Raw genomic sequence first — 17870 nt, forward strand, 5'->3', positions numbered from 1 at the left:
ATCTTTTTATAGATTTATACAAATTCAAAAACTGGACAAATTCATTTTTTGGAGTTTTTAACGAAGACCTAACAAGTTTTTGAAACCTGTTAGGTCTATTAACAAATCTTCTTGATCTGAATTATTTTAAAAAACCAAAAATCACCAAAACTATAAAATGACACCAAGTACCATCCTTCTCCTTATTATCATCTATTTCGGAACATTATTCTATATCTCGCATCGCGTAAGCAAGAAAGATAGCGGAAACGAAGCTTTTTTTACCGCCAATAAAAATTCAAAATGGTATTTGGTAGCTTTCGGAATGATTGGAACAGCGCTTTCTGGCGTAACTTTTATATCTGTTCCTGGAGAAGTTGGAGCCCCAAGCGGCGAACAGTTTAAGTATTTTCAGTTTGTATTGGGCAATGCGCTTGGATTTATCGTCATAACAAAGCTCTTGCTTCCATTGTATTACAGAATGAATCTGACCTCAATTTACGGTTATATCGAGCAAAGAATGGGCTTTTTCAGCTATAAAACTGCCGCTTCTATTTTCTTAATCAGCCGCACGATCAGTTCAGCATTCAGATTATATTTGGTCGTAATCGTTTTACAGCGTTTTGTGTTCGATTTTTATCATGTTCCGTTTGCTTTTACGGTTCTTATTTCGCTGCTTTTAATCTTCTCGTACACCTATAGAGGCGGATTAAAAACGATTATTATTACCGATACTTTGCAGACATTCTTTTTGGTGACTTCAGTTTTCCTGACAATATATTTCATTTGCGACCGAATGGATTTAACAGCCATCACCGCTTTTGAAGAAGTAAAAAACAGCAACTATTCTAAGATCTTTTTCTTTGATGATTTTATGGGGAGCAAATTCCATTTCATCAAACAAATACTGGGCGGAATGTTCGTAACCATCGCCATGACAGGTCTCGATCAGGATTTAATGCAAAAAAACTTAAGCTGCAAAAACATTGGCGAAGCGCAAAAAAATATGTTCACTTTTACAGGAATATTTGTTGTCATCAATATTTTCTTTTTGAGTGTTGGAGCGCTTTTATACATCTACGCAAACAAAAACGGAATTGCCGTTCCAACTGATTTGGTTACCGGAAAACCAAGAACCGATTTATTATTTCCAGAAATTGCATTAAATCACTTGGCGCTTATACCTGCAATCGTATTTTTATTGGGAATTATTGCGGCCACTTTTGCAACGACAGATTCTGCCCTAACCGCTTTAACGACTTCTTTCTGCGTTGACTTTTTAGGCATGGATAAAGCCGAAAACAGCCATAAGAAAAATACCGTAAGAATGAGACACTTGGTACATATCAGTTTTTCGGTTTTGGTCTTTTTTATCATTCTAATTTTTAACTCGATCAATGACAGTTCTGTGGTCGGAATGATCTTTAAGGTTGCTTCTTACACTTACGGCCCATTATTAGGATTATATGCTTTTGGCTTATTCCAAAAGACAAGACACGTAAATGATAAGCTGGTTCCGTTTATCTGTCTGCTTTCACCATTATTCACCTATTTCATCAATGAATATTCTAAGGTTTTATTTGCAGGATATGTTTTTGATAATGAATTAATTATACTAAACGGATTAATTACTTATTTAGGATTATTTATTACCAGTTCACGCAGTGACAAAGAGATAAGTTTCTAATTCAGTTATTACTATTGATGAATCAATTTTGAATTTAATGCACTTAAACTCAAAGTGATTTTTAAAAAAAATGATATGAAAAATCCATTCATAAAAATTAGTTTATACGCCGCTTTTATATTTCTAATTACCAATTGCGCATCCAAAAAAAACAATGGCGCAACAGATGACAAAAAGGATATTCCTTCAAAAGACACTGTTGTTTACGTCCAAAAAAATATTTCAGAGAAAAAAACATTTTTCAAAGATTCTGATCAAGAAACGGCTTGGGTTGACAGCATTTACAGCAAAATGACCGTGCAGGAAAAAATCGGGCAATTGTTTATGGTTTCTGCCTATTCCAACAAAGATTCTGTACACGTAAATCAAATCAGCAAACTGATTGAAGATTATAAAATAGGAAACGTTATTTTCTTTCAGGGCGGGCCAGTTCGTCAGGCGAAATTAACCAACCTGTATCAGTCAAAAGCAAAAGTGCCTTTAATGATAGGAATCGATGCCGAGTGGGGATTGGCAATGCGATTAGATTCGACTTATCGTTATCCTTGGAACATGACTTTGGGGGCGATTCAGGATTTAAATTTAATTGAAAATGTGGGAAGAAATATGGCTGCCGAAAACAAAAGAATCGGTGTCCATTTCAACTTCGCACCTGTTTTGGATATTAATACCAATCCGAAAAACCCAATTATCGGAAACCGTTCTTTTGGTGAAGATAAAGTAAATGTGAGCGAAAAAGCCATTGCGCTCATGAAAGGAATTCAAGGGAACGGAGTGTTCTGCACAGGAAAGCATTTCCCAGGACACGGAGACACCTCAACCGATTCGCACCACGCCTTGCCTACCGTTAATTTCTCTAAAGACCGTTTAGAATTAGTAGAATTGTATCCGTACAAAAAATTATTCGACGAAGGTCTAGCTTCCGTAATGGTGGCGCACCTTAATATTCCGAGTTTAGAATCACAGCCCAACTGCCCATCTTCTGCTTCTTATAATGTGGTGACCAATCTGCTTCAAAAAGAATTAGGTTTCAACGGATTGATTTTTACCGATGGTCTGGCAATGAAAGGTGCAGCCAATTTTAAAGGTCCCGGAGATTTGGAAATAGCAGTAATTTTGGCTGGAAATGACATCTTGCTTTGCCCAGAAAATGTACCTGTTGCGTTTCAGAAATTAGAAGCGGCTTACAATGAAAAAGTAATTACAGAAGAACGATTGGCGCATTCGGTTAAAAAAATTCTGCATTATAAGTACAAAGCAGGATTGAACAAATACAAACCGATTGATCTGAATAATTTATATAATGATTTGAATCCGTCGCAAAATGACGCTTTGCATTATAAATTGTATGAAAACGCCATTACGGTTTTAAAAAATGAAAAAGAAATTCTTCCGATAAAAGATTTAAGCGAAAAAATTGCTTACATAAAATTGGGTGAAGACACCAACAGCACTTTTGTTTCTACTTTAAAAAAATATACAGAAATCACAGAAGTAAAAGACACCAATCTGGACAGTCTGAATAAGGAATTGAAGAAATTTGACAAGGTAATTATCAGCTACCATAAAGTAAATAAAGCTTGGGAAAAACAAGAATTTACCCTGCAAGAAATGCTTTGGCTGAAAGAAATTGCAAAGCACAACAAAGTAATTTTAGACATTTTTGCCAAACCTTATTCCCTTTTATCCATTTCAAATTTTGATGATATTGAAGGATTAGTGGTTTCCTATCAAAACTCAGACATCAGTCAGGTCGTTTCAGCAGAATTGCTTTTTGGCGCTATTGAAGCCAAAGGAAAATTGCCGGTATCAATTAACGATGCTTTTCATGTTAACGATGGTTTGACTACCGAAAAACTAAATCGTCTAGCGTTTACAGCTCCGGAAAATGTGGGCATGAATCCTGCTGTTCTATCTAAAATTGATGCTGTGGCGCAAAAAGCGATTGACGGCAAAATGACTCCGGGAATGCAGGTGCTGGTTGCTAGAAAAGGAAACGTTATTTTTCAGAAATCGTACGGAGCTCAAACTTACGATAACGGAAAAAAAGTCACAGATACCGATTTATACGATGTTGCTTCGATTTCAAAAATGATTTCGACATTGCCAAATGTAATGCAGCTGTACGATAAAAATAAAGTAACGCTTGACACCAAACTAAAAGAGATGGTGCCTTTTTTTGCCAAAACCAACAAAGAAAACATCACTTTTAAAGATTTGCTGAACCATTACGCAGGACTTCAGGCATGGATTCCGTTTTACAAAGCAACATTAGACAGCAACAATCAGCCTTCTGAAAAATATTATCGAAAAGTAGCAGAAAATGGTTTTACAACAAAAGTAGCCGACAATCTTTACATTCGAAACGATTATCATGACACGATTATGAAAATCATTGCAGAAAGTCCTGTGGCTGTTAAAAAAGAATACAAATACAGCGATTTTACTTTCATCATTTTAAAAGAATATTTAGAAAGAAAAACACATAAAAAGTTAGAAGATTTAAGCAAAGAAAATTTCTACAGCACACTCGGAATGACCAATACGCTTTACAATCCGCTGGACAGATTTGATAAAAGCAGTATTGCTCCAACTGAAATTGACAATTATTTCAGACATCAGACAATTCAGGGTTATGTGCACGACATGGCTGCCGCGATGGAAGGCGGAGTTGCGGGTCATGCAGGAATTTTTTCTAATGCGATGGATGTGGCCAAAATGATGCAGCTGTTTTTACAGAAAGGAAATTATGGCGGGATTCAATATTTTTCTCCACAAACTTTTGATGCATTTAATACCTGCTATTATAAAAACCAAGGTGTTTTAAGAGGCTTAGGTTTTGACAAAAGAGTGCACAAAGGCGGCCCAACCTGCGACTGCGTTTCGGAAGCAAGTTTTGGCCACACCGGTTTTACAGGAAACATGGCTTGGGCAGATCCAGAAACCGAAATTGTGTACGTATTCCTCTCCAACAGAACCTATCCGGAAATAGTAAACGACGAAAATAAATTAGCAAAAGGAAAAATCAGAGAAGAGATTCAGCAAATAATTCAAGATGCAATTGTGAAATAAAAATTTGAAAACTCAAATTCCAAAATCCAAATTCTAAAATCTTTCTTCTTGCATCTAACATCAAAAAAATCTAAAATCCAAAATCTTGCTTCTTACATCTTTCATCTTAACAAAAATCTAAAATAACAAAGCTAATGCCAAAAGAACGTTTAACCTCACTCGATGTCTTCAGAGGATTTACCATCTTCCTGATGACAATAGTAAATAATCCGGGAAGCTGGTCTTCTATTTATCCGCCTTTAGAACACGCCGAATGGCATGGATGCACGCCTACTGACTTAGTTTTCCCGTTTTTTGTTTTTATCATGGGAACCGCGATTCCGTTTGCGATGCCTGTAAAACATTTTGATGGAAGTGTTTTCAACAAAATTTTAGTGCGTTCGCTTAGAATTTTCTGTTTAGGATTATTTTTAAGCGTTTTCAGCAGAATACATTTATTTGGTCTCGAAGGCATTCCGCTATTAGGATTGAGATTGCTTATTGCATTTGCAGTAGCTTATGCCCTTTTAGGAAACTTTTCGATGAAAGCAAAAACCATTCTTGCGGTAAGCGTATTTCTAATTCTGATTTCTCTTTCATTCAGCGGATTGGAGCATTTTGAAGACACGCGAATTCCGGGCGTTTTACAGCGAATTGCGATTGTGTACTTCTTTACTTCGATTTTGTATCTAAAAACAAATTTAAAAACACAGCTGGTAGTTTTAGCCACACTTTTAGTTGGCTATTGGCTTTTAATGGCTTTTGTTCCCGTTCCCGGATTTGGTCCTGCCAATTTTGATAAAGGAACCAATCTTGCGGCTTGGGTAGACGATACACTTTTGAACGGTCATTTATGGGCATCATCTAAAACTTGGGACCCAGAAGGAATCCTGAGCACATTGCCGGCATTTGGAACTGGAATTTTAGGAATGTACATCGGCCAGCTGTTAAACTTATCTGTTGATAAAATAGAAATCGTAAAAAAGACAGCGATTGCCGGAGTTGTTTTATTAATTGGAGGATTAATCTGGAACCTCTTCTTCCCGATCAACAAGTCGCTTTGGACCAGTTCTTATGTTTTATATACAGCTGGAATCGCTACTATTTGTTTAACGCTTTTATACTACATAATCGACATTAAGGGATATAAAAAATGGAGCAAATTGTTCCTGATTTGGGGCGTAAACCCAATGATTGTCTTTTTCTTTTCTGGAATAATTCCGAGGGTCTTAAGTGCCATTAAAGTGGCAGATCCTGAAAAAGCAGGTGAAGAAATTGGCTACCAAGCTTACATCTACAATCATGGAATCGTTCCTTGTTTTGAAAATCCGTTAAATGCATCACTCGCTTATGCTTTGTCTTATGCCGTTTTCTGGTCGTTTATCCTATGGATTTTCTACAAAAAGAAACTGATTTTTAAAGTGTAAACATTTAATTTTTAGCACATAGAAACATAGTCTTGCCAGCTTAAAAAGGCGTTTCAGTAATTTAAATAAGATAGATTGTGCAAACTTGTTTTTTTTACCCTCTCTTTTTTTTCGAAACAAAAAATATATTTCTATGTGTTAAAAATAAAATATGCTCTATTTCAGCCGGACTTAATAGTTTGATTTGGTCATCGCTCTGATACTGGCTGCAAGATCACTTTTCTTTTTTCTAAAAATTTTGAGAAAAGCAGTATCTTGCCGTACTAATAAAAAGTGTCAGTTTATAAATTATGGATAGTCCGGTTGAAATTCCTTTTAAAAGCTTTATTCAGCTAAAACCAGAAGAAAGCACTGCTATTTATCTGCAGCTCGTTTTTGAGTTTATCAAAGCCATACAAACAGGTTTTCTCCCAGAAGGCACCAAACTTCCCGGCACTAGAATTTTGTGCAAAGTCCTAGCTGTTAACCGAAACACTTTAATTAAAGCCTTTCAGGATTTAGAATCGCAGGGCTGGATTGAAACGCTTCCAAATAAAGGCACTTTTATTCTGTCGCAGCAGAAACAAAAAAACAAGGCTGAACTTGCCATTTCAAAAGAACAAAACGCATCTGATGCTGTTGGTTTTAATTTTCAGCGCTCTACTATTCTTGAAAGCCCCATAGAAAACAGTAATCTGCCATATCAGTTCAATGACGGAATGCCTGATTTGAGATTGGTTCAGACCGATGTACTGGCCAGATTGTATGTCTCAAAATTAAAAAGAAGAAAAACGTCAACAACTTACGAACAGATAGAACTTCGTTCGCATTTAAACTTTAAAACTCATTTTTCCAATTATTTGAATTTAACTCGCGGAATCCGCATTTCGACCTCCAATCTACTGACCGCAAGCAGTCATGAAATTGCGTTGTATCTGGTTACAAAAGTGCTCATCGCGCCTGGCGACAAAGTGGCTGTTGCTTCTCCGGGGTATTATATGTCAAATATGACCTTGACCAATACCGGAGCGCAAATTATTTCGATTCCTGTAAATGAAGATGGAATTGACACTAAAAAACTGAAAGAAATCTGCGAAACGACTGCCATCAGAGTTTTATACCTAACATCCAACTACCATTATCCGACCACTATTTTGCTTAGCGCTAAAAAAAGAATCGAAGTGCTGGAATTGGCCACCCAATACGGATTTGTGATTTTAGAAGATGATTACGATTTTGATTTTCATTACGACAATAATCCTGTTCTGCCTTTAGCCGCTTTCGATTCCAATCAGAAAGTGGTTTACATTGGTTCTTTTGGAAGGTCGCTCCCATCGGGTTTTAGCTATGGTTTTGTGGCCGCTCCTGCTGAATTTATTAAAGAATTGGAAAAACATCAGAACATTCTTGAACCTAGAATTGACGTCATAAAAGAGCAGGTTTTAACCGAATGGATTACCGAAGGAGAAGTGCATCGACTGTCTAAAAAAAATAAAAAGACTTACAAAGAACGCCGCGATCATTTTGTTTCTCTTTTAAACGAAAAACTGAAAGGCAAAATCAAATTTAAGATTCCGCCTCGAGGATTGGCCATTTGGGTCGAATGGTTGGATCATTTTAATCTGGTTCAATTTCAGAAAGAATGTGCCAATCATGGCCTGTTTCTGCCAAAAACCATTTTATACCAGACCAAAAATATTACTGCTACGCGTTTAGGCTTTGGACATTTGGAAAAAGAAGAAATGGAAAAATCGGTTTCTATTTTGAGTAAATCTCTCGAGATCATCATGCAGTAAAACCACAACTCATAACACTGATAATTATATAATTACATCTTTTAATCCTATAACAGGAAAACCCTTTTTGAAAGTAACTTTGAAATAGAGTTTAAATTCAAAAAAGGTGTTTATGATCTATATCATCATACAATTAATTTTAGTTGCCATTGGGGCTACATCGGCCATGACTTGGTTTAGTTACGCGATGTCTCAAAACTTTAGAGAATTGTATAAAGAACCTGTTCTATTGAGTTTTGCTCTAAGAAAAACAAATATCAGCCTTTCTGAAAAATTACAGAAAACATGGGGATGGCTGATACATTATAGTATTGGTTTTCTATTTGTTATGGGATATCACATAGTATGGGTAAAGAATATTTTACCAATTTCGCCACTCAGTGCGCTTATATTAGGCGTTATCAGTGGTGTAATTGGCATACTCAGCTGGATCTTTATATTTAAAATGACCGATCATCAACCCCCAATTGATTTTAAAGGTTATTACATTCAGCTGTTCTTTGCCCATATTATTTTTGCAATTACTGCAACGGCGCTTTACTCTATTATACTTAGCATTTTAATACTTCTAAAAGCTTATGTCACTGTCTAAATACAACCAGAAAAGAGATTTTAAACAAACTCGCGAGCCGAAAGGAAAAATCGAAAAATCGGCTAGCGAATTGATTTTTGTCGTGCAGAAACACGCCGCGTCTCACCTTCATTATGACTTTAGGTTAGAAATGGATGGTGTTTTAAAAAGCTGGGCAGTGCCAAAAGGTCCGTCAATGGATCCAGAAATAAAGCGTCTCGCCATGATGGTCGAGGATCATCCGTACAGCTATAAAGATTTTGAAGGCACAATTCCAGAAGGAAATTATGGCGCAGGAAATGTAATTGTCTGGGACAACGGAACGTATACTTCTGACGAAAAAACTGATTCTGACGAAAAACAATTGCTGGCCGATCTGGCAAAAGGCCGCTTGAGTTTTATTTTAAAAGGCAAAAAACTGAAAGGCGAATTTTCATTAGTCAAACTGCACGGAAAACAGGAAAATGCCTGGCTGCTGATCAAAAAAAATGACAAATATGCTTCTGATGAAGATATTTTAGAAAAAAATAAATCGGTTATTTCTAAAAGAAGTTTGGAACAATTGATTGAAAAAGCTGAAAAACTGGCTCCAAAAACAGAAGAAAAAACGGCTGAGAAAAAAGCAGTAAAAAAAAAGCCTAATCCGAAAGTTGAAATAGCTGCATTTATAAAACCAATGCTTGCCAGCGTACGCGAAAAACCTTTTGATGATGACGAATGGATTTTCGAAAACAAATATGACGGCTACCGAACTATTGCTGTAATCAATGCCCAGCAGGCAGATTTGTTCAGCAGAAACGAAATTTCTTTTAATGCTAATTTCAAACCCATTGCCGACGAATTAAAACAGATCGATCATACTGTAGTGCTCGATGGAGAAATTGTAGTGGAAAATGATGCTGGAAGAGCCGATTTTCAATTGCTTCAAAACTACATGAAAACCGGAATCGGGAATCTGAAATATTATGTTTTTGATTTGTTGAATCTGGATGGAAATCTCATTACCGAATTGTCTCTCTTAGAACGAAAAGAACTGCTTAAAATTCTTTTTAACAAATATCCTTTTTCCAATGTTTTTTATTCTGAACATACGGTAGGAGACGGAATTAAACAATTTGAAAAAGCCGTTAGGAATAAAACAGAAGGCATAATTGCCAAAAGAGCCGACAGCACTTATACGATAAACCGAAGAAGCGCCAACTGGCTCAAAATAAAAACCGCAAACGAAGAAGAAGCCATAATTATCGGAATTACAGAACCTAAAAATTCGAGAAAATATTTCGGCGCTATTCTCCTTGGCCAATATAATGGCAAGAAACTAGAATATATTGGCAAATGCGGAACAGGTTTTACAGAGGCCATTTTGAAAGATCTTTTTACACAATTAGAACCTTATTTTACTGACCAATCTCCCCTTGAGGAGAAAATCCACATACGGGATAAAATCCAATGGGTACAGCCAAAAGTGGTTTGTCAGGTTAAATATTCAGAGTGGACGCAAGATCAGCATTTAAGGCATCCCGTTTACCTCGGAACACGAATGGATAAAAAAGCGAAAGAAGTTCTTTTGTCTTTTAAAAATGATAGCACAGCACCATCAAACCCAGAAGAAATGACAACAGCGCAAAAAAATAAAGCACAGATTAAAACAGAGAACGATTTTGATCTGAAAATCGGCAAAACGGTATTGCATCTTACCAATCAGAATAAGGTTTATTTTCCTAAAGACGGCATCACAAAAGGCGATATTATTCAGTATTATGACGAAGTTTCAGAACTCATTCTTCCGTATCTGAAAGACCGTCCAGAATCGATGAACCGTTTTCCGAACGGAATTGATTCGCCCAGTTTTTATCAGAAAGATGTTGATGTCGATAAAATTCCGAAATGGCTTAAAACAAAAAAAATCTTCTCAGAATCCAACAATGCCGATATCGATTATCTCATCTGCAACAACAAAGAGACCTTGCTTTATATGGCAAATTTAGGCTGCATAGAAATGAATCCGTGGAATTCGACCATCAAACATATTCAGAATCCTGATTGGCTGGTAATCGATCTAGATCCTGCAAAAGATGATTTTAAACAAGTCGTAAAAACTGCTTTGATGGTAAAAGAAGTTTTGGACGAATTGGAAACCGAATGCCTGTGCAAAACTTCAGGCGCTTCGGGGCTGCACATTTACATTCCGCTAGGTGCACAGTACGATTATGATTCTATAAAAATTCTCGGTGAATTAATTGCAAAAGAAGTGCAATCTAGACTTCCCGATATTACTACAGTTGATAGAAGCATTAAAAAGAGAAACAGCAAATTGTATATCGATTTTTTGCAAAACCGACGCGGGCAAACTTTGGCGGCGCCGTATTCTGTTCGCCCAAAACCTGGTGCTACAGTTTCTACACCTTTGGAATGGAGTGAAGTGAATGAAAAACTGCATCCGTCGCAATTTACCATCAAAAATGCATTAAAGCGTTTTGAGAAAAAAGGCGATTTATGGAAACCTGTTTTATCAAAAGGCGCCAATATTAAAAAGATTATTCACAAACTAGAAAATAGTCCGAGCAGTTAAGACGATTTTTTCTTTTTGGTTTCCAAACTGGCTTTCAGCATTTCCATTAAATCATCGCTTTGTTTGTGCACAACTTTTAGTTTTGGAGCTGCTTTTTGCAGTTTTCCTTTGGCTTTCTTTTTAATGATGTCCAAAAGCTTGGCGGTATATTCATCTTTAAAACCTGAAATATCAAATTTCTCAGTCAGCTGATCGATTAATTTTTCTGCCATATCCATTTCTTTTGTCGATTTTTTGGACATTGGCGGAAGCTTTAATTCGTCCGCACTTCGAATTTCCTGTTCAAAACGAATTCTATTTAAAACAATAACATTTTTGTACGGTTTTAAAATGGCCAGACTTTCTTTGTTTCTTAAAACAAATCTCGTAACGCCAACTTTTCCTGAAGCCTCTAGAGCATCGCGAAGCAGTCCGTAGGCATTCATGGCGCCTTTGTCGGGCTCGAGATAATAGGGCTGTTCGTAGTAAATGCTCTGAATTTCTTTTTCGAAAGCAAAACTTTCAATATCGATTGTTTTGGTTTTAATGGCATCTGCGGCTTCAAAATCGGAATCTTCCAAAATAATGTATTTGCCTTCCAGATTATACCCTTTTACGATGTTGGCATAATCTACCTCTTTGCCTGTATTTTCGTTGACACGCTTAAATTTGATATTGGCATGATCTTTCGCGTCGAGCATATCCATATCCAAACTGCTTTCCTGCACCGCCGAAAACATTTTTATCGGAATATTAATTAATCCAAAACTTACCGAACCTGTCCAAATTGATCTCATGGCTTTTGTATTAAAATTGAACATTAAATTTAATTCAACTAAAAAACGTAAACCTTACAAAATCAAAGGATTGTTTTATATAATTGTGAATTGTGAGTGGTGAATTATGAGTTATGAGTTATGAATACCTCGTGTTCCCGTGGTTGAAACCACGGGTTATCTTTGAATGTATATGCGGAGAGGGCAGAAAAATTATGAATTATGAACGCCATCGCGTTCCCGTGGTTGAAACCACGGGCTATGTTTGAATGTATATGCGGAGAGGGCAGAAAAAATATAAATTATGAACGCCATCGTATTTCCCCGCGGTGAAACCACGGGTAATGTTTGAATGTATATGCGGAGAGAGCAGAAAAAATATGAATTATGAACGCCATCGCATTTCCCCGCGGTGAAACCATGGGTTATGTTTGAATGTATATGAAGATAGGACAGAAAAAATATAAATTATGAACGCCATCGCGTTCCCGTGGTTGAAACCACGGGCTATGTTTGAATATATGCATAAAGAACAAAAAAAATGAGTTATGAATTACAAGTTTAGCAAAACTCATAACTCATAACTCATAATTCATAACTCAAAAAACTACCAGCCTTTTACCGCTCCGCCTTTAAATTCTTGCTCGGCTGCTTTTTCAACTTCTGGAGATTGAAAAGCTTGTAAAAACTGTTTTACTTTTTCTTCATTTTTATTGTCTTCACGGCTTACGACCAAATTTACATAAGGCGAATCTTTATCTTCAACAAACAAAGCGTCACGCGAAGGAACCAATCCTGCTGCAGAAGCAAAAGTATTGTTGATGATGGCAATTGAAACATTTTGATCATCTAGAGCGCGAGGCAGTTGAGGCGCTTCTAATTCTAAAATTTTTAGGTTTTTAGGATTGCTTACGATGTCCGTTACTTTTGGCAATAGGCCAACACCTTCTTTTAGTTTCAATAGTCCGTTTTTTTGCAAAAGCAGTAAAGAACGTCCTCCGTTTGTTGGGTCATTTGGAATAATAATCGTGCTTTCGTTTTTCAATTCAGAAAGGCTTTTTATTTTTTTAGAATAACCTGCAATCGGATATACAAATGTGTTTCCGATAATGGCCAATTTGTAGCCTCTCTGTTTTGACTGCTCGTCTAAATATGGCTTGTGCTGAAAAGCATTTGCATCAATATCTCCTTGGCTTAAAGCTTCGTTTGGAATTACATAATCGTTGAAAGAAACCAGTTCTACTTCCAATCCGAATTTTTCTTTTGCTACTTTTTTAGCCGCTTCAGCCACTTTTAATTCTGGTCCTGATGCCACACCCACTTTTATAAAATGGGGATCATTGTTTTTACTTTTTCCGCAGTTTGATAAAACAAGCGCCAGAGCCAAAACTCCAGCTATTTTTAAAATATTTTTTTTCATAATAATTGTATCTTCTTAATTTTTAAACTTCTAACATTTCACTTTCGACTTTCGACTTTTGACTTTTGACTTTTGACTTTCGACTTTCGACTTTCGACTAAACCTTTTATCTATGATCGAATCGTTTTGATAATTTGTCTCCGGCAAACTGAATCGCGAATACCAAAATGACCAATAAAGCCAGAACCGAATTCATTGTCACGGCATCGTAGCCGATATATCCGTACTGATAGCCCACTTGCCCTAGGCCTCCTGCTCCAACGGCTCCACCCATTGCAGAATATCCGACAAGGGTAATTAAAGTAATGGAAGCCGCATTGATTAAAGAAGGCAAAGCTTCTGGCAGCAATACTTTGTAAACAATCTGAAAAGGAGTTGCTCCCAATGCTCTAGCCGCTTCGATTAATCCTGACGGAAGGCTCAGCAAACTATTTTCAACCAATCGCGCAATAAATGGCGCTGCACCAATACTCAACGGAACCAAAGCCGCACTAACGCCAATTGAAGTTCCAACAATGGCACGTGTAAATGGAATCATCCAAACGATTAAAATAATGAATGGAATAGAACGAAAAATATTTACCACAACCGACAATGTTCTGTTTAAAACTGGCTGTTCCAGAATTTGGTTTTTACGGGTTAAGAACAGTAAAATTCCTGTCGGAAGCCCTAATAAAAACCCGAAAAAGCCCGATACAAAGGTCATAACAATGGTTTCCCACGTTCCTTTTAACAATAAATCTATAAGAGAATCAGACATAACCTAAAATTTCTGTTTTAATGTGTTTTGAATTAAAATATTGAATCGCCACATCGTAATTTTCGCGTTTTCCTGAAAGTTCAATTAGCATCACGCCAAAATTTACTTCTCCCGCCTGATCCATTTGTGCGCTTACAATTTTGAAATCGGTATCAAAAAGTCTAGAAACTTCAGATATAACAGGCTCATTAACCGACTTTCCTGTCATTTCCAATTTCAGCAATGGGTTTAGATTGCCATCATCCTGTTTTTGCAGTTTCTGCTGATAAACTTCTGGAATATCGATATGCAAAGACGAAGAAATAAACTCTTTTGTCAATTCATGTTTCGGATCGGCAAAGATTTCGCCGACACTTCCCTGTTCGATCAGCTTTCCATGACTGATTACCGCAACCTCGTCACAAATTGATTTCACTACTTCCATTTGGTGCGTAATCAGCAAAACGGTAATATTGAGACGTTTGTTAATGTCTCTCAGTAAATTTAAAATCGATCTAGTTGTGGCAGGATCTAGCGCACTTGTAGCTTCGTCAGACAAAAGCACTTTCGGATTATTGGCTAGAGTTCTTGCAATCGCCACTCTCTGTTTCTGTCCGCCCGAAAGGCTTGCAGGATAATCGTTTGCTTTTTCGGCAAGACCCACCAATTGCAATAATTCTAAAACCCTTGTTTTTATCTCGCTTTTTGCAGTTCCAGCCAATTCTAACGGAAAAGCCACATTGTCAAAAACTGTTCTGGAAGACAGCAGATTAAAGTGCTGAAAAATCATTCCAATCTGTCTTCTTTCGATTGCCAATTCTGCGTTTGACAATTGCATCAAAGCTTTTCCGTCAACGATAATCTCGCCAGAAGTCGGCCTTTCCAGCAAATTGACACAGCGAATCAGGGTACTTTTTCCTGCTCCAGAAGTTCCAATTACACCAAAAATTTTCCCCTCAGGAACTCTAAGCGAGACATCAGACAGAGCCGAAACGATCTTATCTTTCTGATGAAAAGTTTTGGTTACATTTTTTAATTCAATCATTTTTTAAGTTTTAAAAACAGAAAAGCCTTCCATAAATTAATTGAAAGGCTTTTTCGAAATAAATTTTTATCATTTTATATATTAAGCCAGATCAACAAACACCATTACAGCAGCATAACACATCATGTTGCAACGATAACAATTATTCATTTTCTGGTTCTCTTTATTCATAGCGACTGCAAATTTAAATAGTTATTTTCAATTTTAATGCATAAATCATCAAAACTTTTATTTCCCTATCAATTTAATAGACTTCTTAAAGATAATATGCCGCTCTCCTAGAGTTATTTCTATTTTTAAACTTCAGCTACGGGAAATAAAAGTGATATAAAAAAGGCTCTCGAGGAGCAGAATATTTGTAGTAAAAAACAAAAAACATAGAAAAGCTCCAGAGGAGCGATATATATCATAAAAAAAGAGAGCTGTTTCAAAATTGAAACAGCTCCCTTTTTATCAAAAAAAAACTTTCTTAGTTATTCTGTTCTGCAATTACAGATTTGTTCACTTTTATGACTCTGATTTTTTTATTGGTGTTGTCAGACAAGAAAATGCGGTCATCAAGCTGCGCTGTTCCTACGATTGTTCCAAATGCATTTTTCCCTAAAATATCAGAAGCGCTTAAAACTGCTTTGTAATTCATTTTAATAAATTCTCCTTTTGGGTACAATTTTAAATAATTTGCACTTCCCACATTCTCTGAGGTAACTGCCCAATCTTTGCTAAACGATACTGCAATTGGCTTAATGTCTACAAATTGCACTTTTTCTGGTTCAATTGGAGTTGTCAGCGAATTTGCGGCATTGGCTTTAATGTTAGCAATATTATACTGCAGATAACTTTTTGCATCTCTACCGCCAACAACCAGATTTCCGTCTACGACATCCATTGAATACACTTCGGTATAACCATTTAAAGTATTCAATTTCGCAATTGGCTTTAAATTCCAATCGCTTGTTTCTGTAATTTGAGAAGCGTCAAGAACTTTGATGCTTTTTTCTTTTTCTTTTACAAATACCAATCCGTCTTTTGCCACAACGCCAAAAACGTGTACGAAGGTCTGCCACCACTGGCCATTTCCAACCGTACTGATTCCTGCATTTGTAGTTTCATCAAAAACAAATAATCTCGATTCTGTGCTTCCCACATAAATGCGTCCGTTGTCTACAGAAACTGATGTAAGGCTAACCAACGGAATTGTTGTAGCTCCTTTTGTATATTCTTTTATTGTTTTTATGTGCGCCAATGTCAGAGCATTAAAAACTTCCAAAGTATTCCCATTCACAACATACAGTTTCTCTTTTGAAATCGCGATTCCTTTTGGATCAAATGCTTCTGTGCTTCCTGGAATATTTTCGTTAGTAATCGAAGCTTCATCTGTTGGATAATAGTAAGTGTAATCTTTAGATGCTGCATCGTCTTTACTGCAATTGGTAAACAGACAAAGAGCTAAAATTAGGGGCAGAATATGTTTCATGTGTAATTTAGATTTTAGTTCCATTTTCCTTCACCTTTATATTTTAGCAAAAATGGATTTTTAGGATTAATGGTAAATACTGGTTTTTTATAAGTTCCTTTTACATAAGCCGTTTTTGCATACGTTTTTAAAACTTCCGGATCTGTAAACGGAAGATCATTCAAATAAATCAAGTATTTATAAAAATTGGTAAGCATTTCCTGCTGGCCTCCGCCCTCACCACTGTTTGCCAGATTGCTGCTGTGGCTAAAACCGATATGATGCGAATATTCGTGTGACCAAACCGACATTTCACCTACCCAATGCCCAGTTACATAACCCGATTCCCATTGCGATGCCAGATTACCTCCGCCCCAAGCAGAATCTCCTCCAACCATTGCCATCCAAACGGTTCTTTTATCTAAGTAATTCCAATATATTTTTTCAATTTCTTCTTTAGAATAATAATCATAAACGCCATTAGCATCTTCTGCATTTCCGTGCCAGTTTAAGGCGCCATTTATACCTGTTCCTGCAGCAGCTGCCTGTTCCTGTTTGTATTTATCGAAATTGGTGAATGTGCTATAGTACAGCGGATGGCTCAACGCATAAGAGTAATTGATTATCATGGTAATCGCTTCTTTGGCCAGAGCGGGATTCATTGGAAGGAATTTCCCCATTTCATTAATGTGGTATCCATCATGAAACTGAACCAAATGATTGGATTTTATTTTTTTGAATTTTTTAAATAACGGGTCCTCCGATTCTACTGAGAACTCGATTGCGCCAGACGAAAATCCTTCGATTTTATCGATGGTTACCGTATTTCCTGTTTCTAATAAATAATCATTTTTCTGTTCGGTTAAAGGAATTTTATGAAACGAACGATGAAAAGCAGGAACTTTTGAAAAGCTAAAAATTAAAAATTTCTTATCGTAGTTAGGCAGTTTAGCGTACACTTTTACATCTGTAAGTCCAACTGGAGAGTATAGCGAAACTTGCACGGAATCTTTTCCTTTCTGAATAATTTGAAACGGCTCGTTTACTCGAAACCATCGGTCTGTTTTGTCATACATTTTTGAAGGACTTTCGTTGTCTTCAAACATGGTCATTGGCTTGTTTTCTGCAGGTAAAGCCGAAGCGTCTATGCTTGGCAGGTAATTGGGCTTGTAGTTTTCGCCATCGTCGCTACAGCCAAAAATAATACTTGCCAATAGGGCAAATACAAAAAAGTGAGTGTTTTTTCTCATCAGTAAGTAAAGTAGGTTTGGGGTTAAAATATCGTACAAAACTATAAATATGATTTTTAAAAACAAGACTGTCGAGAGGAAAGTATGATTTTAAAGTATATTTAAAATAGTTTTTATGCATTAAAAGTATTTAATTGTGTATTTGA

General features: G+C 36.5%; 12 protein-coding genes. 6 read left to right on the forward strand and 6 right to left on the reverse strand.

Features of this window, described 5'->3' with window-relative positions:
* Nucleotides 1-157 precede the first annotated feature (157 nt).
* From N4T20_RS20345 to ligD, 6 genes are all read left to right on the forward strand, one after another.
* On the forward strand, nt 158-1666 hold the full coding sequence (locus N4T20_RS20345; RefSeq protein WP_260670885.1) for a sodium:solute symporter: 1509 nt from the start codon (nt 158-160) through the stop codon (nt 1664-1666).
* Between the two features lie 75 nt (nt 1667-1741).
* The gene (locus tag N4T20_RS20350) at nt 1742-4738 is read left to right on the forward strand and encodes a glycoside hydrolase family 3 N-terminal domain-containing protein (RefSeq protein WP_260670886.1); all 2997 of its coding nucleotides are present in this window, start codon (nt 1742-1744) and stop codon (nt 4736-4738) included.
* Nucleotides 4739-4872: 134 nt separating this feature from the next.
* Entirely contained in the window at nt 4873-6144 is a 1272-nt protein-coding gene (locus N4T20_RS20355) for an acyltransferase family protein (protein WP_260670887.1), read from the forward strand.
* Nucleotides 6145-6434: 290 nt separating this feature from the next.
* Nucleotides 6435-7919, forward strand: a complete 1485-nt coding sequence (locus N4T20_RS20360; protein ID WP_260670888.1) for a PLP-dependent aminotransferase family protein — start codon at nt 6435-6437, stop codon at nt 7917-7919.
* A gap of 112 nt (nt 7920-8031) precedes the next feature.
* Nucleotides 8032-8511, forward strand: coding sequence for a hypothetical protein (locus N4T20_RS20365; RefSeq protein WP_260670889.1), 480 nt, complete (start codon nt 8032-8034; stop codon nt 8509-8511).
* A complete protein-coding gene (gene ligD / locus N4T20_RS20370; RefSeq protein ID WP_260670890.1) occupies nt 8498-11062 on the forward strand; it encodes a DNA ligase D in 2565 nt (854 codons plus the stop codon). The genes N4T20_RS20365 and ligD overlap by 14 nt, the downstream gene beginning before the upstream one ends.
* Here ligD and N4T20_RS20375 read toward each other — a convergent pair.
* From N4T20_RS20375 to N4T20_RS20400, 6 genes are all read right to left on the reverse strand, one after another.
* Nucleotides 11059-11838 carry a Ku protein gene (locus N4T20_RS20375; RefSeq protein ID WP_260670891.1) on the reverse strand — a complete coding sequence of 260 codons (780 nt, stop codon included), beginning with the start codon at nt 11836-11838 and terminating at the stop codon, nt 11059-11061. The genes ligD and N4T20_RS20375 overlap by 4 nt on opposite strands.
* Nucleotides 11839-12424: 586 nt before the next feature.
* Complete coding sequence (gene metQ, locus N4T20_RS20380; RefSeq protein WP_260670892.1) at nt 12425-13237, reverse strand: methionine ABC transporter substrate-binding lipoprotein MetQ; 813 nt, start codon at nt 13235-13237, stop codon at nt 12425-12427.
* A gap of 106 nt (nt 13238-13343) precedes the next feature.
* On the reverse strand, nt 13344-13997 hold the full coding sequence (locus N4T20_RS20385) for a methionine ABC transporter permease MetI (protein ID WP_260670893.1): 654 nt from the start codon (nt 13995-13997) through the stop codon (nt 13344-13346).
* Nucleotides 13990-15021 (reverse strand): methionine ABC transporter ATP-binding protein MetN, encoded by a 1032-nt coding sequence (gene metN, locus N4T20_RS20390; RefSeq protein WP_260670894.1) that lies wholly within the window; start codon nt 15019-15021, stop codon nt 13990-13992. Before metN ends, N4T20_RS20385 begins: the two co-directional genes overlap by 8 nt.
* 469 nt (nt 15022-15490) lie before the next feature.
* Nucleotides 15491-16519 (reverse strand): hypothetical protein, encoded by a 1029-nt coding sequence (locus N4T20_RS20395; RefSeq protein ID WP_260670895.1) that lies wholly within the window; start codon nt 16517-16519, stop codon nt 15491-15493.
* Nucleotides 16510-17724, reverse strand: coding sequence for a hypothetical protein (locus N4T20_RS20400; RefSeq protein WP_260670896.1), 1215 nt, complete (start codon nt 17722-17724; stop codon nt 16510-16512). Before N4T20_RS20400 ends, N4T20_RS20395 begins: the two co-directional genes overlap by 10 nt.
* Between the last annotated feature and the right edge of the window lie 146 nt (nt 17725-17870).

It is taken from the genome of Flavobacterium sp. TR2, assembly GCF_025252405.1.
In the GTDB taxonomy this organism is placed as follows: domain Bacteria; phylum Bacteroidota; class Bacteroidia; order Flavobacteriales; family Flavobacteriaceae; genus Flavobacterium.

Excerpts from the sequence above, each read along its gene's own strand:
- N4T20_RS20345 (WP_260670885.1), top strand. The coding sequence starts at position 158 with ATGACACCAAGTACCATCCTTCTCCTTATTATCATCTATTTCGGAACA.
- N4T20_RS20350 (WP_260670886.1), top strand. The coding sequence starts at position 1,742 with ATGAAAAATCCATTCATAAAAATTAGTTTATACGCCGCTTTTATATTT.
- N4T20_RS20355 (WP_260670887.1), top strand. The coding sequence starts at position 4,873 with ATGCCAAAAGAACGTTTAACCTCACTCGATGTCTTCAGAGGATTTACC.
- N4T20_RS20360 (WP_260670888.1), top strand. The coding sequence starts at position 6,435 with ATGGATAGTCCGGTTGAAATTCCTTTTAAAAGCTTTATTCAGCTAAAA.
- N4T20_RS20365 (WP_260670889.1), top strand. The coding sequence starts at position 8,032 with ATGATCTATATCATCATACAATTAATTTTAGTTGCCATTGGGGCTACA.
- ligD (WP_260670890.1), top strand. The coding sequence starts at position 8,498 with ATGTCACTGTCTAAATACAACCAGAAAAGAGATTTTAAACAAACTCGC.
- N4T20_RS20375 (WP_260670891.1), bottom strand. The coding sequence starts at position 11,838 with ATGAGATCAATTTGGACAGGTTCGGTAAGTTTTGGATTAATTAATATT.
- metQ (WP_260670892.1), bottom strand. The coding sequence starts at position 13,237 with ATGAAAAAAAATATTTTAAAAATAGCTGGAGTTTTGGCTCTGGCGCTT.
- N4T20_RS20385 (WP_260670893.1), bottom strand. The coding sequence starts at position 13,997 with ATGTCTGATTCTCTTATAGATTTATTGTTAAAAGGAACGTGGGAAACC.
- metN (WP_260670894.1), bottom strand. The coding sequence starts at position 15,021 with ATGATTGAATTAAAAAATGTAACCAAAACTTTTCATCAGAAAGATAAG.
- N4T20_RS20395 (WP_260670895.1), bottom strand. The coding sequence starts at position 16,519 with ATGGAACTAAAATCTAAATTACACATGAAACATATTCTGCCCCTAATT.
- N4T20_RS20400 (WP_260670896.1), bottom strand. The coding sequence starts at position 17,724 with ATGAGAAAAAACACTCACTTTTTTGTATTTGCCCTATTGGCAAGTATT.